Here is a 26,470-nt window from a genome sequence, read left to right as displayed (position 1 = left end):
CGGCGCCGCGACCCGTTCGGGCTCGTGGCGCCTGGCGACGTCGTCTACAGAAACAGGCTCGAGGCGGGTCCGCAATGACCCCTTTTACTAGTTGTGGCCGGATCGGGAGGAAAGGTCGCTTGTGTGGCGTGGGTCTCAAAGCGCAGGTCAGAAGGGGTGCATGAATGGACGAATCGGACATAGTGAACAACGACCCCGGATCGTAGGTGACCTGCGTCATGTGGGGTGCTTCACCGGGGAGCTGACAGCCCGGATACGACTCCTCACGCAGCGGGTGCGTCGAATGTGACCGCGGTCTCGAAAGCGGCACGCCGGGTGGCCCGGCGGAGCGCGCGCAGCAGCGCCGGGCCGAGGACCAGGGTCAGGACGACCGTGCAGACCGCCCGGCCCAGGTCCCAGCCCATGGACGTGGTCAGGCAGTAGGCGACGAACCGGGCCAGGTTGGCGGAGACCGTCCCGTCCGGATCGAAGGCGATGTTCGAGGTCAGGGCACCCATGAAGGGCCAGCCGGCCAGGTTCATGACCGTGCCGTAGGCGAAGGCCGCGAAGAAGCCGTAGGCCGCCAGCAGCAGCCGCTCGCCACGCCCGCGCAGCCGGACCTGGCCCGGGAGGAGCCCGGCGCCCATGGTGAACCAGCCCATCGCCAGCATCTGGAACGGCATCCACGGGCCGACCCCGCCCGTGAGCAGCGCGGACGCGAACATCGTCACCGAGCCGAGCACGAAGCCGAAGCCGGGCCCGAGCACCCGCCCGCTCAGCACCATCAGGAAGAACATGGGCTCGATCCCGGCCGTGCCCGCGCCGATGGGGCGCAGCGCCGCCCCGGTCGCGGCCAGCACGCCCACCATGGCGACGGCCTTCGGGCCGAGACCGGACTCGGAGATCGTCGCCGCCACGACCGCGACCAGCAGGATCAGCAGGCCCGCGAACAGCCAGGGCGCGTCCTCGGCGTGCGCGCCGATCTGTGAGGTGGGCGGGGCGAGGAAGGGCCAGAAGAAGCCGACCACGCCGACCGCGCTGACCAGGACCAGGGCGGCGAGGGAGCGGGGTCCGAGCCGGACGGCGCGGACCCGGGCCCGCGAGGTGGTGGTCATGCCAGGGCCTCCCGGACCTCGGAGACGGTCAGCCAGGGCTGCGGGGCGAGGATCTTGGTGACCTGCGGGGCGAAGGAAGGGGAGGAGACCACGATCTCCGCCGTCGGGCCGTCTGCGATCACCTCGCCGTCGGCGAGCAGCACCACCCGGTGCGCGATCTCGGCCGCCAGCTCCACGTCGTGCGTGGCCAGCACGATCGCGTGCCCCTCTGCGGCCAGCGCGCGCAGCACGGTCACCAGGCGGGCCTTGGCCGCGTAGTCCAGGCCCCGGGTCGGTTCGTCGAGCAGGAGAAGGGGAGGCCGGGCGGTCAGCACGACCGCCAGGGCGAGCGCGAGACGCTGGCCCTCGGAGAGGTCGCGGGGGTGGGTGTCGTCCGTGATGTCCGGCAGCAGCTCGGACACCAGGGCCCGGCAGGTGCCGGGCGCGGCCCCCGCGTCCCGGTCGGCGGCCGTGCACTCGGCGGCCACCGTGTCCGCGTACAAGAGGTCCCGCGGCTCCTGCGGGACGAGCCCGACCCGGCGCACGAGGTCCCGGGGCGGAGTCCGATGCGGTACGGCCCCGCCCACGCGGACGGAACCGGCGGTGGGCTCCACCAGCCCGACCAGGGAGCCGAGCAGCGTGGACTTCCCGGCGCCGTTGCGCCCCATCAGCGCGACCGTCTCACCGGGGGCCACGGTCAGGTCGACATGCCGCAGGGCCGTGATCCCGCCCCGGCGGACGGCCAGGGAGCGGACCTCGGCGATCTGTGGGGCAGCGGTGGCCGCGGGAGCGGTGGTTCGCCGGAACATCCGCTGCCAGCGGGACGGCGTGGGGGCGGGGGGCGCCTCGGCTTCGCCTTCGGCACGGATCTCGTTCCTACCCGCACCACCCGTACGGGTCTCGTCGTCCGGTGCGGGTGGCCCCTGTGGGGCGTCCCCGCCGTCGGCGGCCACCGGCTCGTCCGCCGCAGCCACGACCTTCTGGGACGCCACCTCGGCGGGCGGCTCCGGCCGTGCTTCGGGCGCGGGCGTCGGCGCTTGGGCCAGGAGTTCCCGGAGTCGGGCTGCCCTGCGGCGGGCGTCGCGGACGGTCAAGGGGAGGGGGGACCAGCCTGCCAGGCGGCCCAGGTCCACCACCGGTGGGTACACCGGGGAGACGGACATCACCTCGGCCGGGTCGCCGTGCAGCGGGGCGGCGCCCGGGGAGGGCATCAGCACGACCCGGTCGGCGTACTGGATCACGCGCTCCAGGCGGTGCTCGGCCAGCAGGACCGTCGTACCCAGGTCGTGGACCAGGCGCTGCAGCACCGCCAGGACCTCCTCCGCGGCGGCCGGGTCGAGCGCCGAGGTCGGCTCGTCGAGGACCAGCACCCGCGGATGCGGGGTGAGCACCGAGCCGATCGCGACCCGCTGCCGCTGTCCGCCGGAGAGCGTGGCGATCGGGCGGTCGCGCAGGTCGACCAGGCCCAGCAGGTCCAGCGTCTCCTCCACCCGGCGCCGCATCACCTCCGGCGCGAGCCCCAACGACTCCATGCCGTAGGCGAGTTCGTCCTCCACCGTGTCCGTCACGAAGTGCGCGAGCGGGTCCTGCCCCACCGTGCCGACCACGTCCGCGAGTTCGCGCGGCTTGTGGGTCCGGGTGTCCCGGCCGGCCACCGTGACCCGGCCGCGCAGGGTGCCGCCGGTGAAGTGCGGGACCAGCCCGCTGACCGCGCCCAGCACCGTCGACTTGCCGACCCCGGAGGGGCCGACGAGCAGCACGAGTTCGCCCTCGGGGACCTCGAAGTCCACGCCCCGGACGGTCGGTTCGGCCGAGCCCTCGTATGTGACGCTGACCTCCTCGAAGCGGATCACGACGGCTCCTTGGGGTGCTTGGATTCCTTGGGGACGACGAAGGCGGGCAGCAGGGCCAGCAGGACCGCGGCCGCGGGCCACAGGGGGAGGGTGGGGGCCACCAGGGGTACGACTCCGGGGTGCAGCGCGTCCGGATCGCGTACGGAGGCGAGCGCGAGCAGCGCGGCGACCGCGGCACCCGAGCCCGCGACCAGCCACGCGTGCACACCCCACGGCTCCGGGCGGTACCGGGTGCGCGGGGTGCGGCGGCCGCCCAGGCGCAGGCCCGCGAGCGCCGCGACGACCCCGGCCCCCAGTACCGGCAGCCCGTACGCGCCCCCCTCCGCGGTGAGCAGCCCGTACGTCCCCGCACACACGCCGAGCAGGCCGCCGAGGGTGAGCGCGGTCGTCGTACGGCGCACGGGGGCGGGGACGGCGGCGGTACGGCCGTAGCCGCGGGCGTCCATCGCGGCGGCGAGGGCGACCGAACGCTCCAACGCGCCCTCCAGAACCGGCAGTCCGACCTGGAGCAGGCCTCGTACCCCCCGGTCCGGGCGGCCGCGCAGCCGGCGGGCGGCGCGCAGCCGCTGGACGTCGGCGATCAGGTGCGGTGCGAAGGTGAGCGCGACGACCACGGCCACGCCGATCTCGTACAGGGCGCCGGGCAGGGACTTGAGCAGGCGGGCCGGGCTGGCCAGGGCGTTGGCGGCGCCGACACAGATGAGGAGGGCGGCGAGCTTCAGGCCGTTGTATCCGGCGAAGAGAAGCGCTTCCGCGGTGACTTCGCCACCGAGCTGGATGCCCTGCGCCCAGTGGGGGAGCGGCACTTCGGGGAGGGTGAGCAGGACGTGCGTACCGGGGACGGGGGAGCCGAGGACGACCGTGAACGCGAGGCGGATGAGCAGCACGGCGGCGGCGAGCTTGGCGAAGGCGGTGTAGGAGCGGGCCCAGGGGGCGCTGGAGCGGTGGGTGGCCACCACGTAGCCCGCTGCGGCTATGAGAAGGCCGAGGAGGAGCGGGTTGGTGGTCCGGGTGGCGGCGGTACCGAGCCCGAGCGACCAGAGCCACCAGGCGCCGGGGTGGAGTGGTGCCACCCGCGCCGTGAGGAGGCGCGGGCTGTATCGACTTGCGGCTCCGCCGCGTGGGCGCGGCCAGCCCGCACCGGCCCGCACCCGGGGACTACGCATTCCCGCGCCGCCGGGCCTGCCACACCGCCGCTCCGGCCAGGAGAACGACCGCGCCCACTCCGATCGGCAGGCCGAGGGAGGGGCCGCTGTCCTTCTGCCGGGGCTTCTCGCCGGCAGCCGTCGGCTTCTTCTCCGTGCCGTCGGCAGACACCTGCTCCCCGCACCCCTTCCGGGGATACCCGGCGATCGCGCACAGCAGGGCGTTGGTGTCGTAGCGGAGGGGCTTGGCGGTGGCTGCCAGGGCCTCGGCCGTCGTCGCGTCGGGGGAGACGCGGGCGCAGGCCGTGCGGCGGGTGGGCGGGGTCTCGCCGGACGGGGCGTCCGCGGGTGTGCCGAAGTCGATGACGAGGGCGACTCGCTTCGTACCCGGCTTCGCGGGCGTCCCCGCGCAGATCGTGGCGAAGTCCGCCGTGCCGCGCGGCCGGCTCGCGTCCGCGGAGTCCACGCTCACCGCGAAGCGGAAGCCCTGGACCGCACCGTCGTCGGGACGGGCGGTCGAGGGGCCCTCGGTGGCGTACGTCCAGTGGCCGCCGTCCCGCTCCCAGAACGACCAGTAGCGGTAACCGGCGGCGTGCGCCTGGGCGGCACCGGCGACGAGGACGAGCGCGGCGACCAGCAGGGCCGCGGCACGGCGGACGGCGGTCACAGCTGCTGCCGCTTCCGGCGGCCGCTGAGCAGGATGCCGATGCCGACGCCGAACACGAGGCCGGCCCCGACGATCCACCAGACACCGATGCCCGAGCCGTGTTCGGCGCGCTTGCCGGGCTCCGCGGTGGCGGCGGCCTTCTGCGGCGCCGGGCCCGTCGCGTTGAGCGCCTGCACCAGGTCCGTGCCGCCGAAGTCGTGCGGGTCGTCACCCATCGCGTGCGCGGCGAAGACCAGCTCGGCGTAGGCGGCCGGGCCGCTCTGCCGCGCCCACTTCACCGCGTTCTTCTCCAGCCAGGCGTACGGCTTCTTCGCCAGGCGGGTCCAGCCGGTCGCGGCCAGCGCGACGACCGAGTCCGCGGTGTTGCCGTAGTCGGGCTGGTCCTTGGCCCCGGGCATGGCGGACTTCAGGTACCCGTCGTCGGTCATGGCCTCCCCCAGGTAGGCGGAGCCGTTGCGCGCCACCTCCGCCGAGGTGAGCGGCTTGTCGGAGTTGCCGCAGATGTAGCCCTGCCCCGGGGCCTTCCCGGCCTTCGGCGCGAACCCCTTGCCGAGCGCGCCCAGCACTCCGGCCGCCGTCGCGTCCGCGTTGGCGACCAGCTTGCCCTTCTTGTCCGGCTGGTAGGCGAGCGCTCCGCCCCCGGCGTCGTCGCACGGCAGGGACCACTCGGCCAGCAGGTCGTACGGGCTCTTGCCCCGAACGTGCAGCTGGGCGGGGTCCTGGCCGACCGCGGCGAACGCGCCGGCGACGACGCCGGTGGAGTTGGTGTCGCTGGGGGCGCCGGGGAAGTACCCCCAGCCGCCGTCCTTGTTCTGCAGCGTCGTCAGCCAGACCAGGGCCTTGCGGACCTCGGCGTCGTGACCGCCGGCCGCCTGCAGCGCCTGGACGGCGGCGGCCGTGCTGTTGGTGTCGGGCTGGGCGCCGCCCTTGCCCTCACAGGGCTTGGCGGTGTCGGCCCGGAACGCGGCGAAGCCGCCCTTGTCGCACTGCTGCCCGACCAGCCAGTCCACGGCCGAGGCGGCCGGGCGGTAGCCGAGCGTCCGCTGGGCGATCAGGGCGAGCGACTGGCGCCAGACACCGTCGTTCGTGGGGTCGGTCCTGCCGAACAGCCCGGCCGGGATCGTCACCTTCGGGGAAGCGGACGGGGACGGGCCGGCGGCCATGGCGGGTGCGGCGGCGGCCAGCACACCCAGGGCGGCGAGAGCCGCGGCACTGCGGCGGACGTTCATGGTCGGCGACTGCCTCTCCTGCGGGGAACCGGCAGCGCACGGGAACACCCCGGGCGGCTCGGCTCCGTAAACCTCGACGGTGCCGTGCGCTGCGGATCGCCGCGCACGCGAGCCGGTCAACGTCCCGTGCGAGGCAGTCCGGCTCACCGTCCGGGGATGGCGGACGATTTACGGTTGCGGGTCAGCGCCGGAATTGCACCGGCTTCCCCCCGTACGGGTGTGATGACGACGCCGCCACTTTACCGGCAGCCGTACGCGGCCTGAGGGGTGGCTGTGGGCACACGGAGACGGTGACCGGGGTCACGGTCATGGCGGTTGGGGGGAGAGCGCGGGAAGCGTGGCGCTCGGTCGGCGTGCACGAGATCGAAGGGGCCTGGCTGTCGCGGGTGTTGGCCCGCCTAGGCCGCGTACGGCCGGGCCGGCGGGGTGACGGCCACGGTCAGGTGGCGGGCCATGCGGCGCAGGGTGTGCGCGCAGTCGGCCGGGGTCTCGCCCTCCGCCACCCAGTGCGCGAGGCGGTCTTCGGGGTCCGCGTGGGCGGCCGCCGTGACGTGGTCGCCGGGCTGCCCGGTGAGGACCATGCGCTCGGCGGACGGCTCGTAGGCGGCGGCCGGGTTCATGTCGAGGTGGGTCAGCCGGCCGGTCGTGGCCGGGTAGGCGAACTGGATCGAGGCCGCCAGCTGCCGGGTCGGCGCCACGTCCGGGAGCCGGCCGACGGCCAGCGCGGCGGCGGCGCGGGCCAGGTCGACGCCGGTGGCCCGCTCGACCAGCAGCGGGATCAGATCGCCGGGCAGGTGCGGGACGACGTCCGTGACACGGGGGCCGCGGGCGGTGAGCCGCAGGCCGATGTGAACGACGGTGTGCGCAAGACCGAGCGCGCGCACGGTCCGCTCCACGGTCTGCCGCAGGAAGCGGTTGTGCAGCAGCCCGTCGTGGGCGTGCACGGAGTGCCGCAGCGGCTGCCGGGCGGGCGGCGGGCCCGGGGCCGTACGCGTCAGCGCGGCGATGCGGACCTCGTCGTCCAGGACGACGGTCTCGGCACGGACGAGCGGGGCATCGGCGTCCTCCCGGCCGGCCGGGGGAATCCCGTGACGGGCGAGCAGCACCCGTGACGCGGCCGGGTCGGCGCAGGCGACGGCCGTCTCGTACGGGACGCCGGGTACACCCAGCCGGGCCGCGATGCGTGCGGCGGCGGGCGCGTACTGCCTGGTCCAGGTCAGTACGCCGCTCACGCCGAGCCGTAACGCGTAGCGCGCGACCGCCTCGGCGGCGGCCGCGTCCTGGCCGGGGTCCGCCGCGATGTGGCCGGCCAGGTACGGGCGCGCCCAGAGGGGCAGGGCCGTGTCGACCAGCACCACCGGGTGGACCGCCGCGATCCGCTCCAGCGGGTACGCGTCGTACGCGGCCCGGTGGCTCACTCCGAGGAGAAGGACGGCGTGCGGCATCGGAGGCTCACCTTCGTGGGGAGAAGGCGGACAGAGGTACGCCCCGGATGCTGCTCCCCCATAGGCAGCACCCGAGGCGGGTCGATCTTGCTCTCTGTGTCCCGATCTTCACCCACCGCACCCTCAACTGTCAACGATTGCTGCCTATTTCCGCAGCCTGGGTTGTCATGTCTGGTCGGTGCACGGGCGACCGGGTAGCCTCGCGTCAGCTCAGCCACGGAACGGACGACACGCCCAGGGGGGACCTCGGTGAGTGACGCCTACGCCCCGCTGGCCGACGTACTCGACCGCCTCGGCGAGCTGACCGGCCGGCCCGGCCGGCTGCCGGAGGTCCTGGACGTCGCCGGCCTCTCCCACCGCACCGGCATCCCGGTCGGCGTCGTCGTCGAGCTGCTCTCGGGCGGCCGGGTGCCGGAGGACCGCCTCGCCCAACGGGTGCGGCAGCGGCTGGATTTCATCCGTGAGACCCGGCGCCGGCCCGACGGCAAGCGGTACTCGCTGGACGAGCTGGCCCGGATCGCCGGAACCAGCAGGCAGTGGCTGAGCGAGTGGCGCAAGAGCGGCATGCCGAGCCTCGAACACACCGACCGGCTGCGCAGGTTCTTCGGTCTGCCCGCGGGCTTCTTCACCGCGGACGAACAGGAGGCGCTGCACGAGGCGTTGCAGCCGGTGCTGCAGGTCCTGGAGGCGGAGGCGGACCCGTTGCTGCGGCTGCGGGAGAGCGGGCTGGTCCGGCTGGCCGCGCGCGCACCACAGATGAACGCCCGTCAGCTGGCCACGCTCGCGGACCTGGCGGAGATGATCATCGCGTCGGAGCAGGCCGGAGGTGCCGGGGGCGCGACGGGTGCCGAGGAGGCGAAGGGCGCGGACCTGAGGGGCGCCGGGCGTGCCTGATGCGCTTCCGGCCGTACCTGATCCAGTTCTGGCCGTAAATGATCGTTGCGGGTGCGGGGACGTGCCGATACCGTCTTCCCCGCCCTATGGTCGCCGCACGCCCGCCGACCGCAAGGACGACGTATGAGCCCCGACAGATCGCCGAAGTCCCGCAGACCGACCAGGTCACCGAAGCGGTTCCTCGACCGGCTCGTCCGTGACACCGCCCGGACGCTGACTCCGCCCACCGAGCCGAAGGCGTTCCTGCACGCGGTCTGCGCCACGCTCAGCCCGCAGCTGGACCGTCCGGTCCGCCTGAAGTTCGTCAACTTCCCGCCGGGCCTGGACGTCTCCGGGGTCACCTTCGCGATGGACGAGCAGTACGTCGTCGTGGTCGAGGACATGGCGCCCGACGAGCACAAGTTCGTCATCGCGGGGCACGAGATCGGCCACATCCACTACCAGACGCTGGACGTGCACTACCCGGCCGGCATGCCCGCCGCGGCGCGCCGCCTGCTGTCCCAGGCCGAGGAGGACATCCCCTGGGACCAGGTGGTCGGCATGGCCACCCGGTCGCCCGCCGCGGCGGCGGCCGCGGCGGAGTGGGAGGCCGAGGAGTGCGGGCTGCGGCTGGCGGCGAAGTTCTCCAAGGTCGTCGGTCCGGGCGCGGCGGCCGGGCGCGCGACCCAGGACACCCTCACCGGCCGGCTGTCGTCCTCGCTGGGCAACATCGGCGGGCCGTGATGCGCTGGGACATGGCGGGTTCGTTCGCCGCCTACGCCGTCCCCGCGGCGCTGCTCGCGGTGGCTTTCGTGATCAAGCTCCCGCTGCTGCGGCGGGCCTGGCAGGACCCGATCCTGCGGGCCACCGCGCTGCTGCTCGGCATCGGCGCGGTCGTCTTCGCCTCGCTGCCGCCGGGCAACCTGCACCGCATCAACGAGATCACCGGCGTCCCCAACTTCGCGGGCCTGTGGGTCTATTCACTCCTGACCGCCTACTGCGGGGCCTGCCTCTGGCTGATCATCACCTGGCGCGAGCCCCCGTCCGCGGTGCGCACCCGGCGCACCCGCACCGTCTGGATGGTCTACGGCGCCATCGTCCTCGGCCTGTGGGCGACGTTCCTGCTCGGCGACCACCAGGTGGAGCGGCTGCGGGACCTCGACACCTACTACGCCAACACGCCCTGGATGCGTGAGTTCGCGCTGCTCTACCTGGTCGCGCACATGGTGTCCGCGCTGGTCGCGGCGGGCATCCTGTGGGCCTGGTTCAAGGAGGTCGAGGACACTTGGCTGCGCCGGGCCGTGGTCTTCCTCCAGGTCGCCTACGCGCTCGGGCTCATCTTCGACGTCGCCAAGCTCGCCGCGATCGGCGCGCGCTGGAGCGGCCGTGACTGGGACTGGCTGTCGACGTACGTCGCCCCGCCGTTCGCCATCGCCGAGGCGGGACTGGTCGCCGTGGGCTTCATCGCAGGGCAGGCCGGCCCGGTCGTCGACGAGCACCGCGACGTCGTCCGCACCCACCGGCGCCTCAAGCCCCTGTGGCAGGCGATGCTCACCGTCACACCCCCGGCCGCCCCGGCGACCGGCCGGGTCAGCGGCGCCGCCCTGCGCCTGGAACTGCGCCGAGCCGCCATCAACGACGGCCTCCTCAAGCTCTCCCCCCACCTCAGCCCCTCCCGCCGCCACCGAGCCCACCAGGCGGCAACGGCGGCCGGCCACTCCGACTCCGCGGCCCGGGGCATCGCCGGGGCGGTGGACATCCTGATCGCCACGGACATCCTGCGCGCGCCGGGGACCGGGGACGAGCCGTCGGCGACCGGGCACGGGGAGCCGGTGCCCGCGGGCGGATCCGGGCTCGGGCCCGACCCCGGGTCCGGCGGCAGTCCGGAGCGCGACAGCGAGCTGGAGTGCATCGCCCATGCGCTGCGGTTTCACTCGTCGATTGTCGAAACGTTCCGCCGGGAGGCGGTCGCCACAGAAGGTCTCACTGCCCATGCCTGATCCATGCCTGACAGAGCCACGGTGACGAGGACGTTGGACATCAGGCGGCGCGAGAGCCGGTCGGCCGGGCGGGAGCCGAAGTACTCGCGCAGCGCCTCCCGGCCCTTGACCAGACGCTCGCCCTCCGGCCACTCCCAGGTGCCGTTCTCGGTGAACAGTTCGGCCACGGAAGACGGTTCACCGAGGTCGAGCCGGTGGACGAAGTCCAGGATCAGGTGCTCGCAGGCGCTGCGGCGAGGAGTTGTTCCAAAGGGTCCATGATCCTGTTTGGCAGTCCCGGTCTCCAGGCGACGATCCCTTCACACCGCCACGTACGCCACCGGCTCGCTACCCGCTACCGGCTCCACCCGCCCCAGCTTCACCAGGCGTCGCAGGTGCGCCTCGGCCTCCGAGACCGCGATGTTCCGCGACGCGTACGGGATGTCGGGCCAGGGGCGGTTCCACTCCATGCGCTCGGCCAGCTGCCAGGGGGTGAGCGGCCCGGAGAGGAGGGCCAGCAGGTCCGTGAGGCGGTCCTCGTGGTGGGTGAGCAGCTGCCGTACCCGGGCCGGTGCGTCGGTGAAGGCGTACTGGTGGGCGGGGAGCACCTCGGCGGGGGTGAGGCGGCCGACCCGCTCCAGGGAGTCCAGGTAGTCGCCGAGCGGGTCCGTCACCGTGGCGTCGTCGGGGTCCTCGTACAGGCCGATGTGCGGGGTGATCTCCGGGAGGACGTGGTCGCCCGAGAACAGGCGCCCAGTGCCGGGGAGTTGGGCGGGATGCTCCTCCTCCAGGTGCAGGCAGACGTGGCCGGGTGTGTGGCCCGGGGTCCAGATCGCGCGCAGCCGACGGCCCGGCAGGTCGAGTAGTTCGCCGGGGGCGATCTCGCGGTCGGGGAGGGCAGGGGAGAATCCGGGGAAGGTGCGGCGATGGGGGTCCCTCCCGCTCGAGCGAAGCCGAGAGTGGGGGAGGGCGGCGCGCAGGGGAGCGACGTGTTCCTCGGGCGCGCCCGCCGCCGTCAGCTTGGCGGCCATGTACGCGTACCAGCGCTCCGGACGCGTCTCGCGCGTCCTGCGCACGATCGCCGCGTCGGCCGCGTGCATCGCCACCCACGCCCCGGAGGCCTCGCGGACCTGCCCCGACAGCCCGTGGTGGTCCGGGTGGTGGTGGGTGACGACCACCCCGTGCACCTCCGCGACCGAGGTGCCGCAGGCCGCCAGCCCGGCGGCCAGGACCTCCCAGGACGCCGGGTCGTCCCAGCCCGAGTCCACCAGCACCGGACCCCGGTCGGTGTCCACGACGTACACCAGCGTGTACCCGAGCGGGTTGTCCGGAATGGGGACCTGGATGGAGTGCACGCCGCCGCCGTGATCGAACGTCTCCGTCATGTGTCCTCCACCCCGCCGCCCGCACCCCATGACCGTTGCCCACTATAACCGGATCTGACTGATCGTCAGATGCTCCAAGCGCCCCTGCTTTAACCCTTTGCCGCGCCCGAGCCGGAGCAACTACCTTCTCCGGGCTGCCGATCACCCAGGCCGATGGAGACACCTTGACCATACGCATCACCCCGCTGACCGACCCCGATGCGGGACTGTCCTCCCGCCGTCTGGCGTGGCTGGCCTCCGACGCCGACGGAGTCCCCGTCGGGTCGGCGTTCCTGCGCCTCTACACCAGGACCGGGCAGGAGCATCTCGCCGAACTGGAGCTGCGGGTCCACCCGGCCGAGCGGCGGAAGGGCACCGGTTCCCGGCTCCTGGAGGCGGCCGTAGCTGCCGCGCGCGAGGACGGCCGGCGCTGCGTCATCACCCAGGCCGAGGCTGGCTCTCCCGGTGCCGGGTTCCTGTCGGCCCGGGGCTTCCACAAGGTCCTGACCCTGGTCTTCGCCCGGCTCCCGTTGGCCGAGGCGGACGTCACGGCTCTCACCGGGATCGTCGAGGAGCCGCATCCCGGCTACCGGCTGACCTCCTGGGAGGGCACGGTTCCCGACGGCCTCGCCGAGACGTATGTCGAGTCGCGTCACGCCATGGACGACATGCCGATGGGCAGCACCGACTTCGGTACGGTGACCTGGGACCTGGAACGGGTCAGGGCCGCCGCCGCGGCCATCGGGAAGCGGGGCGACCTGCTGCACACCGTCGCCGCCGTCGACGAGTCGGACGGCTCGATCGCCGGGTTCACCGAACTGGTGGTCCCCGGCGACGGCAAGGGCGACGGCCAGCACTACGGGACCGGCGTCCTTCCCCGGCACCGCGGCCATGACCTCGGCCGCTGGATGAAGGCCGCCTCCATCCGGCACGCCCTCGAACGGCACCCGGATCTCGGCGGCCTGCTGACCGACACCGCCGACAACAACCCGCACATGATGCGCATCAACGACGCGCTCGGCTATGCGCCGACCCACACGAGGTTCGAGTACCAGCTGGACCTCTGACGTCTGGCCTACCGCGACCAGAACTGGTATCAGTTTCTGAAACAGCGTCAGAAACATGCGGTGCGGCGGGAGGCAGTCGGCCATGACCGAGCTCGTGGAACACGGACAGCTGTTCATCGGCGGGGAGTTGACCGACCCGCTGGGCGGGGACGTCATCGAGGTGATCTCCCCGCACACCGAGGAGGTCATCGGCCGGGTGCCGCACGCCTCTCGGGGGGACGTCGACCGGGCGGTGGCCGTCGCGCGCCGCGCCTTCGACGAAGGCCCCTGGCCGCGCGCCTCGTCGGCCGAGCGGATCGAGGTCGTCACCCGGATCAAGGACGGCATCCTCGCCCGGCACGAGGAGATCGCCCGCGTGATCTCCTCGGAGAACGGCTCCCCGTACTCCTGGAGCGTCCTCGCCCAGGCGCTCGGTGCGATGATGGTGTGGGACTCGGCGATCAAGGTCGCGCAGAGCTTCACGTACGAGGAGCGCCGCGACGGCGTCCTCGGTCCGATCCTCGTGACACGCGAACCGGTCGGCGTGGTCGCGGCCGTCGTCCCGTGGAACGTCCCGCAGTTCGTCGCGGCCGCCAAGCTCGCGCCCGCGCTGCTGACCGGCTGCACGGTCGTCCTCAAGCCGTCCCCGGAGTCGCCGCTGGACGCGTACCTGCTCGGCGAGATCGCGCGCGAGGCCGGGCTGCCCGAGGGTGTCCTGTCCATCCTTCCCGCCGACCGCGAGGTCAGCGAGTACCTGGTCGGGCACCCGGGCGTCGACAAGGTCTCCTTCACCGGCTCGGTCGCGGCCGGCAAGCGGGTGATGGAAGTGGCCGCCCGCAACCTCACCCGGGTCACGCTGGAGCTGGGCGGCAAGTCGGCGGCGGTCGTGCTCCCGGACGCGGACGTCCAGGCGACCGTGGCGGGTGTCGTCCCGGCGGCCTGGATGAACAACGGGCAGGCGTGTGTCGCCCAGACCCGCATCCTCGTCCCGCGCACCCGCTACGACGAGTTCGCCGACGCCTTCGCGCAGGCGGCGAACGCCCTGAAGGTCGGCGACCCGCTCGACCCGGCCACCCAGGTCGGCCCCCTGGTCGCCCGCCGCCAGCAGCAGCGCAACCTCGACTACATCCGCGTCGGCCAGGAGGAGGGCGCCAAGATCCTCACCGGCGGCGGCCGCCCGGCCGGCCTGGAGCGCGGCTGGTACGTCGAACCGACCCTCTTCGGCGGCGTGGACAACTCCATGCGCATCGCCCGCGAGGAGATCTTCGGCCCCGTGATCTGCCTGCTGCCGTACGGCGACGAGCAGGAGGCCGTGAAGATCGCCAACGACTCGGACTACGGCCTGTCCGGCAGCGTGTGGACGGCCGACGTCGAGCACGGCGTCGAGATCGCCCGGCAGGTCCGTACCGGCACCTACTCCGTCAACACCTTCAGCCTGGACATGCTCGGCCCGTTCGGCGGCTACAAGAACTCCGGGCTGGGGCGGGAGTTCGGCCCCGAGGGCTACGGCGAGTACCTCGAACACAAGATGATCCACCTGCCGGCGGGGGCCTAGGGATGGGCGACCGCTGGCACGTCGAGGTCGACCGGTCCGTGTGCATCGGCTCGGCCCAGTGCCTCCACCACGCCCCGGACGGCTTCCGCCTCGACTCCGCCCGCCAGTCCCACCCGGTCGAACCGGACACCGACGCGAGCGAACAGGTCCTGGAGGCGGCCGAGAGCTGCCCGGTGGAGGCCATCATGATCACGCTGGTGGGGAGTGCTGAGCCGGTGTTCCCACCCGAGGACTAGGGGGTGTCGGAGCCGCAGGGTACTCTCCTGCGGTTCCTGAGATCTTCGTACCGACCGGGGTGGGAAAGCGTGCGCAAGTCCGAGGCCAAGCGGCTGATCGACGAGGCCTACGAGGCGTGGGACGCCGAGGAGTGGCTCACCGCGGCCGGCCTGCTGGAGCGGGTCCTCGCGCACTACCCGGACGAGAAGCGCAGCGCGGTGTGGTGGTACGACGCCGCGCTCGCCCACAAGATGCTGCGCAACTGGGCGAAGGCGTACGAGCTGGGCCGCGAGGCCGCCGCCCGCGCCCCGCGCGGCGAGGGCGACCCGGCGTACTGGAACCTCGGCATCGCCGCCACCATCCAGCGCGACTGGGCCGCCGCCCGCGCGGCCTGGACCGGCTTCGGCATCGAACTCCCGGACGGCGAGGGCGAGATCGAGGGCCGCTTCGGCCCGGCCTGCGTACGCCTGGACACCGGCGGCGAACGGGAGGTCGTCTGGATCGACCGCCTCTGCCCGACCCGCGGCCGGGTGATGAACGTGCCCGTGACCGGCGGGCGCCGCTTCGGCGAGATCGTCGTCCACGACGGCGAACCCAAGGGCCACCGGGTGGTCGACGGCCACGAGTTCCCCGTCTTCGACGAACTCCTCCTCTTCGAGGCCTCCGACCTGCCGACCCTGACGGTGACGGTGAACGCGGGTGAGGTCGCCGACCTGGACGCCCTGATCGGCCTGTTCGTGGAGGAGGGTTACGGCGCCGAGCCGGCGAGCAGCTTCGAGGTCCTGTGCGCCTGCTGCAGCGAGGGCACCCGCGAACAGGAGCGCACGGTCCACGCGGGAGCACAGAGCGTGTCCCTGGCCGCCCCCGAGCCGGAAGCCCGCCGCCTGCTGGACCAGTGGGCCGGTGAGGTGCTGCTGGGGCGGAGCTGGAGCGGGCTGGAGCCGGTCGCCTAGACGTATCCGCACGTCAGCGCCATGGTGAAAAATAATCCCATTTGCCGGGTTCCATCCTGCGCTACCGGGACTATCCTTATAAGTGCCTACGAGGCGAGTGAGGGAGTCCGACCGGAGTAGCCGACTTGGGCGAGACGCGCAAGCATCCGCCGAGGCCGACAGCGACGGTAGGGCTGAGAGGCCGAAAAGCAGCGGTCAGGCTGGACGGCGACCCCCATCACCTGATCCGGACCATGCCGGCGAAGGGAACCCGTCTCGTAGGTTTCGTCTGTTCAGGGACGGTGTGTCACCGGTCCCGGCTTCCAAGGCTGACAGCAGGCAGGCGCCGTTCCCGTCCACGATCCACCTCGCCGACGGCGGCCGGCTCACGGGCGTCCGCATCGGCCGTCGCTACCGGCTCCGGTTCGGCTGCGGGCTCTTGCGCGACTGCCGATTCCGGCTCGGACATGCCGGCCGTCATCACAACCGCACCCGCCGGGGAACAGGCCGGCCCCGCCACACCCGTGTCACAGGTGGGTCAGTGCGACGACTCGGGCCCCGTCAGGTCGATCAGCCGGCACACCGTCTCGATGTCGATCTTCACCTGGGCGATGGAGGCGCGGCCCGAGAGCCAGGTGATCAGGGCCGAGTGCCAGGTGTGCTCGATGACGCGGACCGCGGAGAGCTGCTCGGGGGTGGGGTGTTCCAGGCCCACCGCGTCCAGGATGATCGCCGTGGTCTGCCGGGAGACCTGGTCGACCTCGGGGGAGACGCTGCGGTCGGCGAAGGTCAGGGCGCGGACCATCGCGTCGGCCAGGTGCGGCTCGCGCTGCAGCGCGCGGAAGGCCCGCATCAACGTCTCCGCCACCCGCTCGGCCGCTGTGTCGCCCGCCGGCGGCTTCTTGCGCAGCGTCCCGTGCATGTGCTCCAGCTGGTCCTGCATGGTGGCGACCAGCAGATGCACCTTGGACGGGAAGTAGCGGTACAGCGTGCCGAGGGCCACCTGTGAGGACTCGGCGACCTCGCGCATCTGTACGGCGTCGAAACCGCCCCGGCTGGCCAGCTGTGCGCTCGCGTGCAGGATCCGGCGGCGGCGGGCCTGCTGCCGCTCGGTGAGCGGCGCCGAAGGGGGCCGGACGCTACTGGCTTCCAGCTTGGATTCCGCAGGCATGGGTCCCGTTCCGTGACAGTCGGTGAGGGCGTCTGTTGGGGCTCGTGATCATCCTGCACGGAGGGGGTCCTCGTCGTGGCGTGAATCACCTGATCCACTGCTCACATGGCCCCTACCTGCCGGTAGATTCAGAGCCTCTTGAACGATCAAGTCTGAAACTTGTTCTAGATTAGCGTCCCGTCGTAGTCTCGCGGGACAGTGCAGGGAGAAGGGGGTCCAGAGTGACCGCTGAGGCCAGGGAGGCCGGGTCCCCGAAGGACCTTGCAGCCGACGGCGAGCGACCGCTCAACATCGCGCTTCTCACCTATAAAGGGAACCCGTTCTGCGGCGGCCAGGGCGTCTACGTACGGCACCTCTCCCGCGAGCTGGCCCGTCTCGGCCACCGGGTGGAGGTCATCGGCTCGCAGCCGTACCCCGTCCTGGACGAGGGGTACGAGAGCCTGACCCTGACCGAACTGCCCAGCCTCGACCTCTACCGCCAGCCCGACCCCTTCCGCACCCCCGGGCGGGACGAGTACCGGGACTGGGTCGACGCCCTCGAGGTCGCCACCATGTGGACCGGCGGCTTCCCCGAGCCGCTGACCTTCTCCCTGCGCGCCCGCCGCCATCTGCGCGCCCGCCGCGGCGAGTTCGACGTCGTCCACGACAACCAGACGCTCGGATACGGGCTGCTGGGGGACATCGGCGCGCCCCTGGTCACCACCATCCACCACCCCATCACCGTAGACCGGCAGCTGGAGCTGGACGCGGCCGAGGGCTGGCAGCGCCGCTACTCGGTGCGCCGCTGGTACGCCTTCACCCGCATGCAGAAGCGCGTCGCCCGCCGCCTGCCCGCCGTGCTCACCGTGTCCGGCACCTCCCGCCAGGAGATCGTCGACCACCTCGGCGTCCGGGGCGACCGCATCCACGTCGTCCACATCGGCGCCGACACCGACCTGTTCAGGCCGAATCCGGCCGTGGCCGAGGTGCCCGGCCGGATCGTCACCACCTCCAGCGCGGACGTGCCCCTCAAGGGCCTGGTCTTCCTCGTCGAGGCCCTCGCGAAGGTGCGCACCGAACACCCGGCCGCCCACCTGGTCGTCGTCGGCAAGCGCCCCACGGAGGGCCCGGTCGCCCAGGCCGTCGAGCGCTACGGCCTCGAAGGCGCCGTCGACTTCGTCAAGGGCATCTCCGACGCAGAACTCGTCGACCTGATCCGCTCGGCCGAGGTCGCCTGCGTGCCCTCGCTCTACGAGGGCTTCTCGCTGCCCGCCGCCGAGGCCATGGCCACCGGCACCCCGCTGGTCGCCACCACCGGCGGCGCGATCCCCGAGGTCGCCGGACGCGACGGCGAGACCTGCCTGGCCGTACCGCCCGGCGACGCGGGGGCGCTGGCCGCCGGGCTCGGCCGGCTGCTGGGAGACCCGGAGCTGCGTGCGCGGCTCGGTGCGGCGGGCCGGCAGCGAGTGCTGGAGAGGTTCACCTGGGCCCGCGCCGCCGAGGGAACGGTGTCCCGGTACCGCGAGGCCATCGCCCTCCCCCACGCTCGAAAGCGCTCGCGCGGGGGGACCCCCATCGCGAACGCGGCCCCCAGCCGCTCCGCGGCCGGCGTCCACCGTTCCGCGGCCGGAGAACGCGGCCGCCCCGCGACCGCAGCGAGCGCTGCCCCGGCAGCCTCCACCACCGACACCGGCATCTCTTCCGAAAGCAGGGCCACGTGCTGACCGTCGACTTCTCCCGGTTCCCGCTCGCCCCGGGCGACCGTGTCCTGGACCTCGGCTGCGGGGCCGGCCGGCACGCCTTCGAGTGCTACCGGCGCGGCGCGCACGTCGTGGCCCTCGACCAGAACGGCGAGGAGATCCGGGAGGTCGCCAAGTGGTTCGCGGCGATGAAGGAGGCCGGCGAGGCCCCCGCGAGCGCCACCGCCACGGCCATGGAGGGCGACGCCCTCGCCCTGCCCTTCCCGGACGAGTCCTTCGACGTCGTCATCATCTCCGAGGTGATGGAGCACATCCCCGACGACAAGGGCGTGCTCGCCGAGATGGTCCGCGTGCTCAAGCCCGGCGGCCGGATCGCCGTCACCGTGCCCCGCTACGGCCCCGAGAAGGTCTGCTGGGCGCTGTCCGACGCCTACCACGAGGTCGAGGGGGGCCACATCCGCATCTACAAGGCCGACGAGCTGCTCGCCAAGATCCGCGAGGCGGGCCTCAGGCCGTACGGCACCCACCACGCGCACGCCCTGCACTCGCCGTACTGGTGGCTTAAGTGCGCGTTCGGCGTGGACAACGACAAGGCGCTGCCGGTGCGGGCGTACCACAAGCTGCTGGTCTGGGACATCATGAAGAAGCCGCTCGCCACCCGGGTCGCCGAGCAGGCGCTGAACCCGCTGATCGGCAAGAGCTTCGTCGCCTACGCGACCAAGCCGCACCTGCCCCGGCTCGCCGAGACCGACGGGGCGGCCGCCAAGTGACCACGCCCCGGACAGAACACCTCGTCCTGCCCGGGGTCCTCACCGCCGAGCAGGCCGCCGCGACCGTGCGTGGCATCCTCGCCGTGCAGCGGGAGGACGGCGCGATCCCGTGGTTCCGCGGGCATCACCTCGACCCGTGGGACCACACCGAGGCCGCGATGGCCCTGGACGCGGCCGGTGAACACGAGGCCGCCGAGCGGGCGTACATCTGGCTCGCCACCCACCAGAACGAGGACGGCTCCTGGTACGCCGCCTACGCCGACGGCGCCCACGACGACGTCACCGACCGCGCCCGCGAGTCGAACTTCGTCGCCTACATAGCTGTCGGCGTCTGGCACCACTACCTGTCCACCGGCGACGACACCTTCCTGGACCGCATGTGGCCCACCGTCTACGCGGCCATGGAGTGGGTGCTGCGGCTGCAGCAGCCCGGCGGCCAGGTCGGCTGGCGCCGCGACGACGACGGCACGCCCACCGCGGACGCGCTGCTCACCGGCAGCTCCTCGATCCACCACGCCCTGCGGTGCGCGCTCGCCATCGCCGAGCAGCGTGAGGAGCCGCAGCCGGACTGGGAGTTGGCGGTGGGCGCGCTGCGCCACGCGATCCGCCTCCACCCCGAGCGCTTCCTCGACAAGGACCGCTACTCGATGGACTGGTACTACCCGGTCCTCGGCGGCGCCCTGACCGGGGCGGAGGCCAAGTCCCGCATCGAGGCGGACTGGGACCGCTTCGTCGTACCCGGCCTCGGCGTACGCTGTGTGGTCCCCAACCCCTGGGTGACCGGCGGCGAGTCCAGCGAGCTGGCCCTGGCCCTGTGGGCGATGGGCGAGTCCGACCGCTCCCTGGAGATCCTCCAGGCCATCCAGCATCTGCGCGACCCGGAGAGCGGCCTGTACTGGACGGGCTACGTCTTCGACGACGACGCGGTCTGGCCGCGCGAACTCACCACCTGGACGGCGGGCTCCCTCCTGCTGGCCGTCGCCGCCCTGGGCGGCCACGACGCCACCTGCGCGGTCTTCGGAGGGGAGCACCTGCCGACCGGCCTGGACCCCGACTGCTGCCGCTGACCCGCGGCCGGAACCCGGACGGAGTCCCCCAAGTGGCGGACACCGGCCGTCCGGGTGAGGCTTCCGGAGGAAACACCCGCTCGGGGAGACACGTCCGGAGGACCTCGTGCCCGTACCGATACGGCGTCTCTGTGTGGCGCTCACCCTGTGCTGCGCCCTGCTGGCCGGTTCCACCGCCTGCGGCAGCAGCGAGAAGACCAGTACGAAGGACACCTCGCAGGTGGCCGCCCGCGACGCGGCCACGCCCAGTCCGAGCACGTCGGCCGAGCGCCAGAAGTTCGCCAAGGCCCGCTTCGTGGCGAACGCGGGCCTCGCGGCCGGCGCGGTCTACCAGTGGATCGTCAAGCCCTGGAAGGCGGACAAGTTCAAGAAGGGCGCCAAGGGCCGCAAGCTGACCCTGGTGAAGGCCGGCCTGGCCGGCGCCTTCGCCTACAACCGGCTCAAGGCGGCCCAGAAGAACGCCCAGGGCGATCCGCTGCTCTCGAAGGCCCTGGCACCGCTCACCGCGGGCATCGAGGGGCTGAAGAGCCTGCCGTCCAAGCTGCGCAGCGGCGACGAGGGCGCGGCCGGTGCCTTCGACGACCTCATCAACAAGGTGAAGGACGCGGGCCAGGGTGCCGGCGCCCCGGTCAAGGAGCAGGTGCCGTCCGCCTCGCAGCTGAGCGGCGGCTAGGCGTTCAGCTCCGCGAGCACCCTGAGGGTGTGCGGGTCCGGTGAGAGGGCCAGCAGGTCCGTCACCGGACCCTTGCGCCACAACTCCAGGCGTTCCGCGACGCGTTCGCGCGGGCCGACCAGGGAGATCTCGTCGGCGAAGGCGTCCGGCACGGCCAGCACGGCCTCCTCGCGGCGCCCGGCCAGGAACAGCTTCTGGATCCGCCGGGCCTCCTCCTCGTAGCCCATGCGGGCCATGAGGTCGGCGTGGAAGTTGCGGGCCGCATGGCCCATCCCGCCGATGTAGAAGCCGAGCATGGCCTTCACCGGCAGCAGACCCTCGGCCACGTCGTCGCACACCTTCACCCGGGCCATCGGCGCCACCAGGAACCCCTCGGGCAACTCCCGCACCACATCCCCGTACACCTCGGGCCGGCTCGGCGCCCAGTACAACGGCAGCCAGCCGTCGGCGATCCGGGCCGTCTGCGCCACGTTCCTCGGGCCCTCCGCGCCCAGCAGAACGGGCAGGTCGTGCCGCAGGGGATGGGTGATCGACTTCAGCGGCCTGCCCATTCCCGTGCCGTCCGGCCCCCGGTACGGCAGCGGATGGAAACGGCCGTCCGACTCCACCGGCGCCGCCCGCCGCAGCACCTGCCGTACGACGTCCACGTACTCCCTGGTCGCGGTCAGCGGCGACTTCGGGAACGGGCGGCCGTACCAGCCCTCCACGACCTGTGGCCCCGACAGGCCCAGCCCCAGCATCATCCGCCCCCCGGAGAGATGGTCCAGGGTGAGCGCGTGCATCGCGGTCGCGGTCGGCGAGCGCGCCGCCATCTGGGCAACGGCCGTACCCAGCCTGATCGTTGAGGTCTGAGCGGCGATCCAGGTCAGCGGCGTGAAGGCGTCCGAGCCCCAGGACTCGGCCGTCCACACGGAGTGATAGCCGAGCCGCTCCGCTTCCTGCGCGAGGGGCACGTGGTCAGCGGAAGGGCCGCGACCCCAGTAGCCGAGCGCGAGACCGAGCCGCATGCCTGCCTCCTGACGATCCGTCAGCTACTGACGGGAGGCGACTGTACGGCAACGGCCCCCCGCCCGGAAGGGCGAGGGGCCGTCGGCGACGTACGGGTGGGGCTCAGCCGCGCTGGATCCCGGAGGTGTCCTGCAGCACACCACGGCGACCGTCCTGGGTCTGCGCGACCAGCGCGGCACCGCGCTGCTCGACGGCCAAGTACCAGGTGCCCGGCGCCAGTTCGGCGATCGGCGTCGGCGAACCGTCCTCGGCGAACAGCTGCCGGGCCACCGGCACGGCGAACCAGAACGGCGAGAAGTCCGCGCCGGGGGCCGGCTGCGGCGCCGGGGCGGCGGCGGCCTGCGGGGCCGGCTGCTGCCCGAACGGCTGGCCCGGCTGCGGCTGGGCACCGTACGGCTGCTGCGGCTGCTGCGGCTGGGCGCCCGGGTAGCCGTAACCACCGGGCGGCTGGGCGCCGTAGGGCTGCGGGGCGGCCGGCTTGGGAGCCGGGACCAGGCCCGCCTGCAGGGCGGGGACCAGGGGGGTGGCGACGGCCGCGGCAGCCATCACCAGGGTGGCGATGAGTGCGATGACCAGGCCCGTGCCGGCGCTCGGCCCCTTGTCGGAGGCGCTGCCGATGTTGTTCACGCCGCCGGACGGGTCGATGACATTACCGAGGGCGCTCCACGCGGCGAAGACGGTGAACGCCACGCCGAACTGGCCGAGGTCCAGGCCCGCCACCTTGAGCGGCTGCGGCTTGGCCCGGGCGAAGACGACGAGCCCCGCGCCGATCATCCCCGCCAGCACGACGCTGAGCAGAACCGGTCCGCTTTCCCACAGGTTCGGGATGTCGAAGCCGTCCGGTAGATCGTCGGGGGAGTAGTTGTCGAGGAACGACGCGATGAACAGCAACACCGCTGCTCCGATCACCACGCCGTCGCCTCTAGTGAGGGAGCGGATATTCACTTCACAGGGTCCTTCGTGAGTCGTCTCGTCGTCGGTAGACACTATCGTCCGCAAGATCCGGCTGTCCGGCCGGTTCCGCCCGCCGGTCACGACTCGCGCAGGAAACTCACCATTCCCTCAGAGATCCCTTGCGCCGCCTTCTGCCGCCAGGCGCCGCTGGTCAGCAGTGCCGCGTCCTTGCTATCGCGCATGTTGCCGCACTCGATGAAGACCTTGGGAACCGTTGACAGATTGAGACCGCCCAGGTCCTGACGTGTGACGAGACCGGTACCTTCGCCTACGTAGTTGGAGGGCGGTTCACCGGTGACACGAAGGAAGTTGCCCGCGACGCGCTCGCCGAGGTCGCGCGAGGAGGCGACGATCGGGCGGGTGTCGGCGGCGCCCGCGTGCACGGACGCCGGGAGGATGACGTGGAAGCCGCGGTCGCCCTCCGCGGAGCCGTCGGCGTGGATGGAGATGGCGGCGTCCGCGTGCGCCGTGTTGCCGATCCGGGCTCGCTCGTCGACGCACGGGCCCCAGGGCGGGGAGTCGCCGTCGTGCGTCAACTTCACCGTGGCGCCCTGCTGTTCCAGGAGCGTGCGCAGCCGGTGGGCCACGTCCAGTGAGAACCGGGCTTCTGTGTAACCCGAGTTGGTGGACGTGCCGGTGGTGTCGCACTCCTTCTTGTTCGTGCCGATGTCCACCTGGCGGTTGATCTCGGCCGCGTGAGAGAAGTTGCCGGGGTTGTGGCCCGGGTCGATGACGACGACCTTGCCCTTGAGGGGGCCGTCGGCGGTCGACGTGGGTGACGGCGAGGGACTCTTCCGCTTGCCGTCGTCGGTGGCCGGCGCCGACCAGGGCTCGGCGGTGCTCGGTGACGCCGCGGAGGTCTGCGGGCCCGCCGTGTCCGAGCCGCTGCCCGAACCCCCGGACCCGCCCACCGCCTCGTACACCAGCCAGCCCAGCAGCGCACCGGGCACGAGCGCGGCGAGCGCGACGGTCAGCGGCCCTCGCCGGGGCCGGCGGGGCTGCGGGGGATCGAAGTCCGGGCCTACGTACGACACGCCTGCCACCCTAGCGGCCACACAGGTTCTTCACCTGGCCGACAGGGCCGTGTGGGTGGCCGGGCCGAGAACGACGCGGGCCGGCCCGGGAACCGGACTGCTTGCGTCCGCTGCTGGGTCAGATGCCCGTCCCGGTCCGCCGCAGTACGCGCAACGATCCGGTCACGGAGACCTCCTCGAACGCGCCCGACTCCAGCGCGCGCAGATAGACGCGGTACGGCGCCTGGCCGGTGAACTCGTCCTCGGGGTGCGGGAAGACGTCGTGGATGAGGAGCAGGCCGCCCTCGGCGACGTGCGGTGCCCAGCCCTCGTAGTCGGCGGTGGCGTGCTCGTCGGTGTGGCCGCCGTCGACGAACACGAAACCGAGGGGAGAGTTCCAGATCGCCGCGATCTGCGGCGAGCGGCCGACGAGCGCCACCACGTGCTCCTCCAGGCCCGCCTTGTGCAGGGTCCGGCGGAACGTCGGCAGCGTGTCCATCAGACCGATCTCGGGGTCGACGGTCTCCGGGTCGTGGTAGTCCCAGCCCGGCTGCTGCTCCTCGCTGCCCCGGTGGTGGTCGACGGTGAGCGCGGTGACGCCGGCCTGCCGGGCCGCGTCCGCGAGCAGGACCGTCGAGCGGCCGCAGTACGTCCCGACCTCCAGCAGGGGCAGCCCCAGCCGGCCCGCCTCCACCGCGGCCGCGTACAGCGCCAGCCCCTCGTGCACGGGCATGAATCCCTTGGCCGCCTCGAACGCGGCCAGGATCTCGGGCTTGGGTGCGGCGGGCATGGGGGGCCTTTCGGTTGTGCGACGTGTCGAGGCTGTACGACGTGTCAGGGGTGTACGACGTGTTCGGCGCCCCATGCTGTCGTACCCCCTGTCACCGGAGCGACAGGGGGTACGGGTGGCATGTCTCTCAGGCGGTCACCGTCTCACCGGGCAGGGAGAGGTCCAGTTCCACCGCCCGCTCGTCCCCGGTGTGGGTGGCGGACGAGGCGTGCGGCCCGTGCCCGGTGGCCTTCGCGGCCAGGACGTAGGCGCCCTGGGCCGGGACGGCGAGGGTGTAGGAGCCGTCCTCCGCCGAGAGCGTGGCGCCGGCCTGCCGCCCCCGCCGGTCGATCAGCGTGACCTTGGCCCGGGCGACCGGGGTGCCCTCGGCGTCCAGAACCCGCCCGCGGAAGCCCCGCAGTACCTCCTGCGCGCGCTTCAGGTTCGCGTCCTCCTCGCTGCTCGCCCGCAGCTGCGGTGCGCGGTCCGGCTTCGGCAGGAAGAGGGCGAGCAGCAGGCCCACCGCCACCGCGGCCGTCGCGATCAGGAAGGAGACGCGGAAGCCGTGCATGGTCGGGATCTCGAGCCCGCCCACGTTGTTCGCCGTGTTGGCCAGCACCATGCCGATGACGGCGCTGGAGACGGATGTGCCGATGGACCGCATCAGGGTGTTCAGGCCGTTGGCCGCGCCGGTCTCGGAGGCCGGGACCGCGCCGACGATCAGCGCGGGGAGGGAGGAGTAGGCCAGGCCGATGCCCGCGCCCAGGACCACGGACGTGACGATGGTCTGCCAGGCCGCGTCCATCAGGCCGAGGCCGCCGCCGTAGCCGATGGCGATGATCAGCAGGCCGATGATCAGGGTGACCTTGGGGCCGAAGCGGGCGGACAGGCGGGCGTACACCGGCGCCGTGAACATCATCGTCAGGCCCAGCGGGGCCACGCACAGGCCCGCGACGACCATGGACTGGCCGAGGCCGTAGCCGGTCGCCTTCGGCAGCTGGAGCAGCTGGGGCAGGACGAGTGAGACGACGTAGAAGCTGACGCCGACCATGATCGAGGCGAGGTTGGTGAGCAGCACCTCGCGGCGGGCGGTGGTGCGCAGGTCGACCAGGGGTGCCTGGACACGCAGCTCGTACAGGCCCCACAGGACGAGCACGACGACGGACGCGGCGAACAGGCCGAGCGTCGTGCCGGAGGACCAGCCCCAGTCGCTGCCCTTGGTGATGGGCAGCAGGAGCAGCACCAGACCGGTCGACAGGCCGATCGCGCCCAGCAGGTCGAAGGAGCCCTCGGCGCGCATCGGGGACTCCGGTACGACGAGGAGGGTCAGGGCGATGGAGAGGGTGCCGAGGCCGGCGGCGCCGTAGAACAGGGCGTGCCAGTTCGTGTGCTGGGCGACCAGGGCCGCGGCGGGCAGCGCGAGGCCGCCGCCGACGCCTATCGAGGAGCTCATCAGGGCCATGGCCGAGCCGAGCTTCTCGCGCGGCAGCATGTCCCGCATCAGGCCGATGCCGAGCGGGATCGCGCCCATGGCGAAGCCCTGGAGGGTGCGGCCCACGATCATCGTGAGCAGCTGGCTGGTGAGCGCGCTGACCAGGGCGCCGACCACCATCACGGCGAGGCTGAGGATCAGCATGCGCCGCTTGCCGTAGAGGTCGCCGAGCCGGCCCATGATCGGGGTGGCGACGGCACCGGACAGCAGGGTCGAGGTGAGGACCCAGGTGGCATTGCTGGGGGCGGTGTCCAGGAGCTGCGGCAGGTCCTTGATGACCGGCACCAGCAGCGTCTGCATCACCGCGACCACGATGCCCGCGAAGGCGAGCACCGGGACCACGGCACCGCCGGCCCTCCGGTGGGGCTGGTCGGTCGTCGTGTGCGTCATTGAGTGAGGCCTCCCGCGTGACATAAGTGCCGGGTAAACCTCGTATGCACAGGCAACTATTCCGTTGCTTCGGGCCTCTAATGAATCCTTGACCGGCTCATGGGTTT

General features: G+C 72.5%; 24 protein-coding genes, 1 pseudogene and 1 riboswitch. Of the genes and pseudogenes, 11 read left to right on the top strand and 14 right to left on the bottom strand.

All coding sequences use genetic code 11. The features are described 5' to 3' along the window. Positions 1-263 precede the first annotated feature (263 nt). From ACWC5O_RS21485 to ACWC5O_RS21460, 6 genes are all read right to left on the bottom strand, one after another. Positions 264-1,094: an ECF transporter S component gene (locus ACWC5O_RS21485; protein ID WP_450588934.1), complete on the bottom strand. Its 831-nt coding sequence runs from the start codon at positions 1,092-1,094 to the stop codon at positions 264-266. Next, entirely contained in the window at positions 1,091-2,926 is a 1,836-nt protein-coding gene (locus tag ACWC5O_RS21480) for an ABC transporter ATP-binding protein (RefSeq protein WP_450588936.1), read from the bottom strand. Before ACWC5O_RS21480 ends, ACWC5O_RS21485 begins: the two co-directional genes overlap by 4 nt. After that, entirely contained in the window at positions 2,923-4,092 is a 1,170-nt protein-coding gene (locus tag ACWC5O_RS21475) for an energy-coupling factor transporter transmembrane component T (protein WP_450588938.1), read from the bottom strand. Before ACWC5O_RS21475 ends, ACWC5O_RS21480 begins: the two co-directional genes overlap by 4 nt. Continuing rightward, complete coding sequence (locus tag ACWC5O_RS21470) at positions 4,085-4,738, bottom strand: SCO2322 family protein (RefSeq protein WP_450588940.1); 654 nt, start codon at positions 4,736-4,738, stop codon at positions 4,085-4,087. The genes ACWC5O_RS21475 and ACWC5O_RS21470 overlap by 8 nt, the downstream gene beginning before the upstream one ends. Continuing rightward, on the bottom strand, positions 4,735-5,967 hold the full coding sequence (locus ACWC5O_RS21465; protein ID WP_450588941.1) for a prenyltransferase/squalene oxidase repeat-containing protein: 1,233 nt from the start codon (positions 5,965-5,967) through the stop codon (positions 4,735-4,737). Before ACWC5O_RS21465 ends, ACWC5O_RS21470 begins: the two co-directional genes overlap by 4 nt. A gap of 93 nt (positions 5,968-6,060) precedes the next feature. Then, positions 6,061-6,176, bottom strand: a riboswitch (cobalamin riboswitch). A 189-nt stretch (positions 6,177-6,365) separates the two neighbouring features. Next, a complete protein-coding gene (locus tag ACWC5O_RS21460; protein ID WP_450588943.1) occupies positions 6,366-7,412 on the bottom strand; it encodes a hypothetical protein in 1,047 nt (348 codons plus the stop codon). Positions 7,413-7,661: 249 nt separating this feature from the next. Here ACWC5O_RS21460 and ACWC5O_RS21455 point away from each other — a divergent pair, with 249 nt between their 5' ends. The 3 genes from ACWC5O_RS21455 (at position 7,662) to ACWC5O_RS21445 (ending at position 10,285) form a co-directional block, all read left to right on the top strand. Next, on the top strand, positions 7,662-8,306 hold the full coding sequence (locus ACWC5O_RS21455; protein WP_450588945.1) for a helix-turn-helix domain-containing protein: 645 nt from the start codon (positions 7,662-7,664) through the stop codon (positions 8,304-8,306). Between the two features lie 123 nt (positions 8,307-8,429). After that, positions 8,430-9,029, top strand: a complete 600-nt coding sequence (locus tag ACWC5O_RS21450) for a hypothetical protein (RefSeq protein WP_450588946.1) — start codon at positions 8,430-8,432, stop codon at positions 9,027-9,029. Then, positions 9,029-10,285, top strand: a complete 1,257-nt coding sequence (locus ACWC5O_RS21445; RefSeq protein ID WP_450589126.1) for an MAB_1171c family putative transporter — start codon at positions 9,029-9,031, stop codon at positions 10,283-10,285. The genes ACWC5O_RS21450 and ACWC5O_RS21445 overlap by 1 nt, the downstream gene beginning before the upstream one ends. A gap of 17 nt (positions 10,286-10,302) precedes the next feature. Here the strand turns inward: ACWC5O_RS21445 and ACWC5O_RS21440 are convergent. Together ACWC5O_RS21440 and ACWC5O_RS21435 are read right to left on the bottom strand one after the other, a co-directional pair. Beyond that, a pseudogene (locus tag ACWC5O_RS21440) lies at positions 10,303-10,544 on the bottom strand (nuclear transport factor 2 family protein); the annotation flags it as partial. A 40-nt stretch (positions 10,545-10,584) separates the two neighbouring features. Further along, positions 10,585-11,649 (bottom strand): MBL fold metallo-hydrolase, encoded by a 1,065-nt coding sequence (locus ACWC5O_RS21435; RefSeq protein ID WP_450588947.1) that lies wholly within the window; start codon positions 11,647-11,649, stop codon positions 10,585-10,587. A 164-nt stretch (positions 11,650-11,813) separates the two neighbouring features. On the opposite strand from ACWC5O_RS21435, the gene ACWC5O_RS21430 reads away from it, so the two are divergent. From ACWC5O_RS21430 to ACWC5O_RS21415, 4 genes are all read left to right on the top strand, one after another. Beyond that, positions 11,814-12,695, top strand: a complete 882-nt coding sequence (locus tag ACWC5O_RS21430; protein WP_450588948.1) for a GNAT family N-acetyltransferase — start codon at positions 11,814-11,816, stop codon at positions 12,693-12,695. 82 nt (positions 12,696-12,777) lie between these two features. Further along, on the top strand, positions 12,778-14,229 hold the full coding sequence (locus ACWC5O_RS21425) for an aldehyde dehydrogenase (RefSeq protein WP_450588950.1): 1,452 nt from the start codon (positions 12,778-12,780) through the stop codon (positions 14,227-14,229). Between the two features lie 2 nt (positions 14,230-14,231). Further along, positions 14,232-14,465 carry a ferredoxin gene (locus ACWC5O_RS21420; protein WP_094218068.1) on the top strand — a complete coding sequence of 78 codons (234 nt, stop codon included), beginning with the start codon at positions 14,232-14,234 and terminating at the stop codon, positions 14,463-14,465. Positions 14,466-14,534: 69 nt separating this feature from the next. Beyond that, entirely contained in the window at positions 14,535-15,398 is an 864-nt protein-coding gene (locus tag ACWC5O_RS21415) for a tetratricopeptide repeat protein (RefSeq protein WP_450588953.1), read from the top strand. Between the two features lie 517 nt (positions 15,399-15,915). On the opposite strand, the gene ACWC5O_RS21410 is transcribed toward ACWC5O_RS21415, so the two are convergent. Beyond that, positions 15,916-16,548 carry a TetR family transcriptional regulator gene (locus ACWC5O_RS21410; protein ID WP_450588955.1) on the bottom strand — a complete coding sequence of 211 codons (633 nt, stop codon included), beginning with the start codon at positions 16,546-16,548 and terminating at the stop codon, positions 15,916-15,918. Positions 16,549-16,769: 221 nt separating this feature from the next. Between ACWC5O_RS21410 and ACWC5O_RS21405 the strand changes: the two genes are divergently transcribed. From ACWC5O_RS21405 to ACWC5O_RS21390, 4 genes are all read left to right on the top strand, one after another. Beyond that, complete coding sequence (locus ACWC5O_RS21405) at positions 16,770-18,251, top strand: glycosyltransferase family 4 protein (RefSeq protein ID WP_450588956.1); 1,482 nt, start codon at positions 16,770-16,772, stop codon at positions 18,249-18,251. Further along, entirely contained in the window at positions 18,245-18,997 is a 753-nt protein-coding gene (locus tag ACWC5O_RS21400; protein ID WP_450588958.1) for a class I SAM-dependent methyltransferase, read from the top strand. The genes ACWC5O_RS21405 and ACWC5O_RS21400 overlap by 7 nt, the downstream gene beginning before the upstream one ends. Continuing rightward, the gene (locus ACWC5O_RS21395) at positions 18,994-20,064 is read left to right on the top strand and encodes a prenyltransferase (RefSeq protein WP_450588959.1); all 1,071 of its coding nucleotides are present in this window, start codon (positions 18,994-18,996) and stop codon (positions 20,062-20,064) included. The genes ACWC5O_RS21400 and ACWC5O_RS21395 overlap by 4 nt, the downstream gene beginning before the upstream one ends. 106 nt (positions 20,065-20,170) lie before the next feature. Beyond that, positions 20,171-20,737, top strand: a complete 567-nt coding sequence (locus tag ACWC5O_RS21390) for a hypothetical protein (protein WP_450588961.1) — start codon at positions 20,171-20,173, stop codon at positions 20,735-20,737. On the opposite strand, the gene ACWC5O_RS21385 is transcribed toward ACWC5O_RS21390, so the two are convergent. From ACWC5O_RS21385 to ACWC5O_RS21365, 5 genes are all read right to left on the bottom strand, one after another. Beyond that, positions 20,734-21,744 carry an LLM class F420-dependent oxidoreductase gene (locus ACWC5O_RS21385; RefSeq protein ID WP_450588963.1) on the bottom strand — a complete coding sequence of 337 codons (1,011 nt, stop codon included), beginning with the start codon at positions 21,742-21,744 and terminating at the stop codon, positions 20,734-20,736. The genes ACWC5O_RS21390 and ACWC5O_RS21385 overlap by 4 nt on opposite strands. A gap of 103 nt (positions 21,745-21,847) precedes the next feature. Next, positions 21,848-22,690, bottom strand: a complete 843-nt coding sequence (locus ACWC5O_RS21380; RefSeq protein WP_450588965.1) for a hypothetical protein — start codon at positions 22,688-22,690, stop codon at positions 21,848-21,850. An 86-nt stretch (positions 22,691-22,776) separates the two neighbouring features. Beyond that, positions 22,777-23,733, bottom strand: a complete 957-nt coding sequence (locus tag ACWC5O_RS21375) for an N-acetylmuramoyl-L-alanine amidase (protein ID WP_450588967.1) — start codon at positions 23,731-23,733, stop codon at positions 22,777-22,779. Between the two features lie 118 nt (positions 23,734-23,851). Next, complete coding sequence (locus ACWC5O_RS21370; protein WP_450588969.1) at positions 23,852-24,502, bottom strand: class I SAM-dependent methyltransferase; 651 nt, start codon at positions 24,500-24,502, stop codon at positions 23,852-23,854. Between the two features lie 127 nt (positions 24,503-24,629). Further along, complete coding sequence (locus ACWC5O_RS21365) at positions 24,630-26,363, bottom strand: MFS transporter (protein ID WP_450588971.1); 1,734 nt, start codon at positions 26,361-26,363, stop codon at positions 24,630-24,632. Positions 26,364-26,470 lie beyond the last annotated feature (107 nt).

The sequence above is a fragment of the Streptomyces sp. NPDC001450 genome (assembly GCF_053597295.1).
The sequence above is the reverse complement of the archived record's forward strand: the minus strand, read 5'-3'. Positions and strand labels throughout refer to the sequence as shown.

What these genes read in the sequence shown, in the direction of transcription:
- ACWC5O_RS21450 (WP_450588946.1), top strand. Translation starts at nt 8,430, where the DNA reads ATGAGCCCCGACAGATCGCCGAAGTCCCGCAGACCGACCAGGTCACCG.
- ACWC5O_RS21460 (WP_450588943.1), bottom strand. Translation starts at nt 7,412, where the DNA reads ATGCCGCACGCCGTCCTTCTCCTCGGAGTGAGCCACCGGGCCGCGTAC.
- ACWC5O_RS21425 (WP_450588950.1), top strand. Translation starts at nt 12,778, where the DNA reads ATGACCGAGCTCGTGGAACACGGACAGCTGTTCATCGGCGGGGAGTTG.
- ACWC5O_RS21485 (WP_450588934.1), bottom strand. Translation starts at nt 1,094, where the DNA reads ATGACCACCACCTCGCGGGCCCGGGTCCGCGCCGTCCGGCTCGGACCC.
- ACWC5O_RS21385 (WP_450588963.1), bottom strand. Translation starts at nt 21,744, where the DNA reads ATGCGGCTCGGTCTCGCGCTCGGCTACTGGGGTCGCGGCCCTTCCGCT.
- ACWC5O_RS21465 (WP_450588941.1), bottom strand. Translation starts at nt 5,967, where the DNA reads ATGAACGTCCGCCGCAGTGCCGCGGCTCTCGCCGCCCTGGGTGTGCTG.
- ACWC5O_RS21420 (WP_094218068.1), top strand. Translation starts at nt 14,232, where the DNA reads ATGGGCGACCGCTGGCACGTCGAGGTCGACCGGTCCGTGTGCATCGGC.
- ACWC5O_RS21475 (WP_450588938.1), bottom strand. Translation starts at nt 4,092, where the DNA reads ATGCGTAGTCCCCGGGTGCGGGCCGGTGCGGGCTGGCCGCGCCCACGC.
- ACWC5O_RS21365 (WP_450588971.1), bottom strand. Translation starts at nt 26,363, where the DNA reads ATGACGCACACGACGACCGACCAGCCCCACCGGAGGGCCGGCGGTGCC.
- ACWC5O_RS21410 (WP_450588955.1), bottom strand. Translation starts at nt 16,548, where the DNA reads ATGCCTGCGGAATCCAAGCTGGAAGCCAGTAGCGTCCGGCCCCCTTCG.
- ACWC5O_RS21435 (WP_450588947.1), bottom strand. Translation starts at nt 11,649, where the DNA reads ATGACGGAGACGTTCGATCACGGCGGCGGCGTGCACTCCATCCAGGTC.
- ACWC5O_RS21370 (WP_450588969.1), bottom strand. Translation starts at nt 24,502, where the DNA reads ATGCCCGCCGCACCCAAGCCCGAGATCCTGGCCGCGTTCGAGGCGGCC.
- ACWC5O_RS21445 (WP_450589126.1), top strand. Translation starts at nt 9,029, where the DNA reads ATGCGCTGGGACATGGCGGGTTCGTTCGCCGCCTACGCCGTCCCCGCG.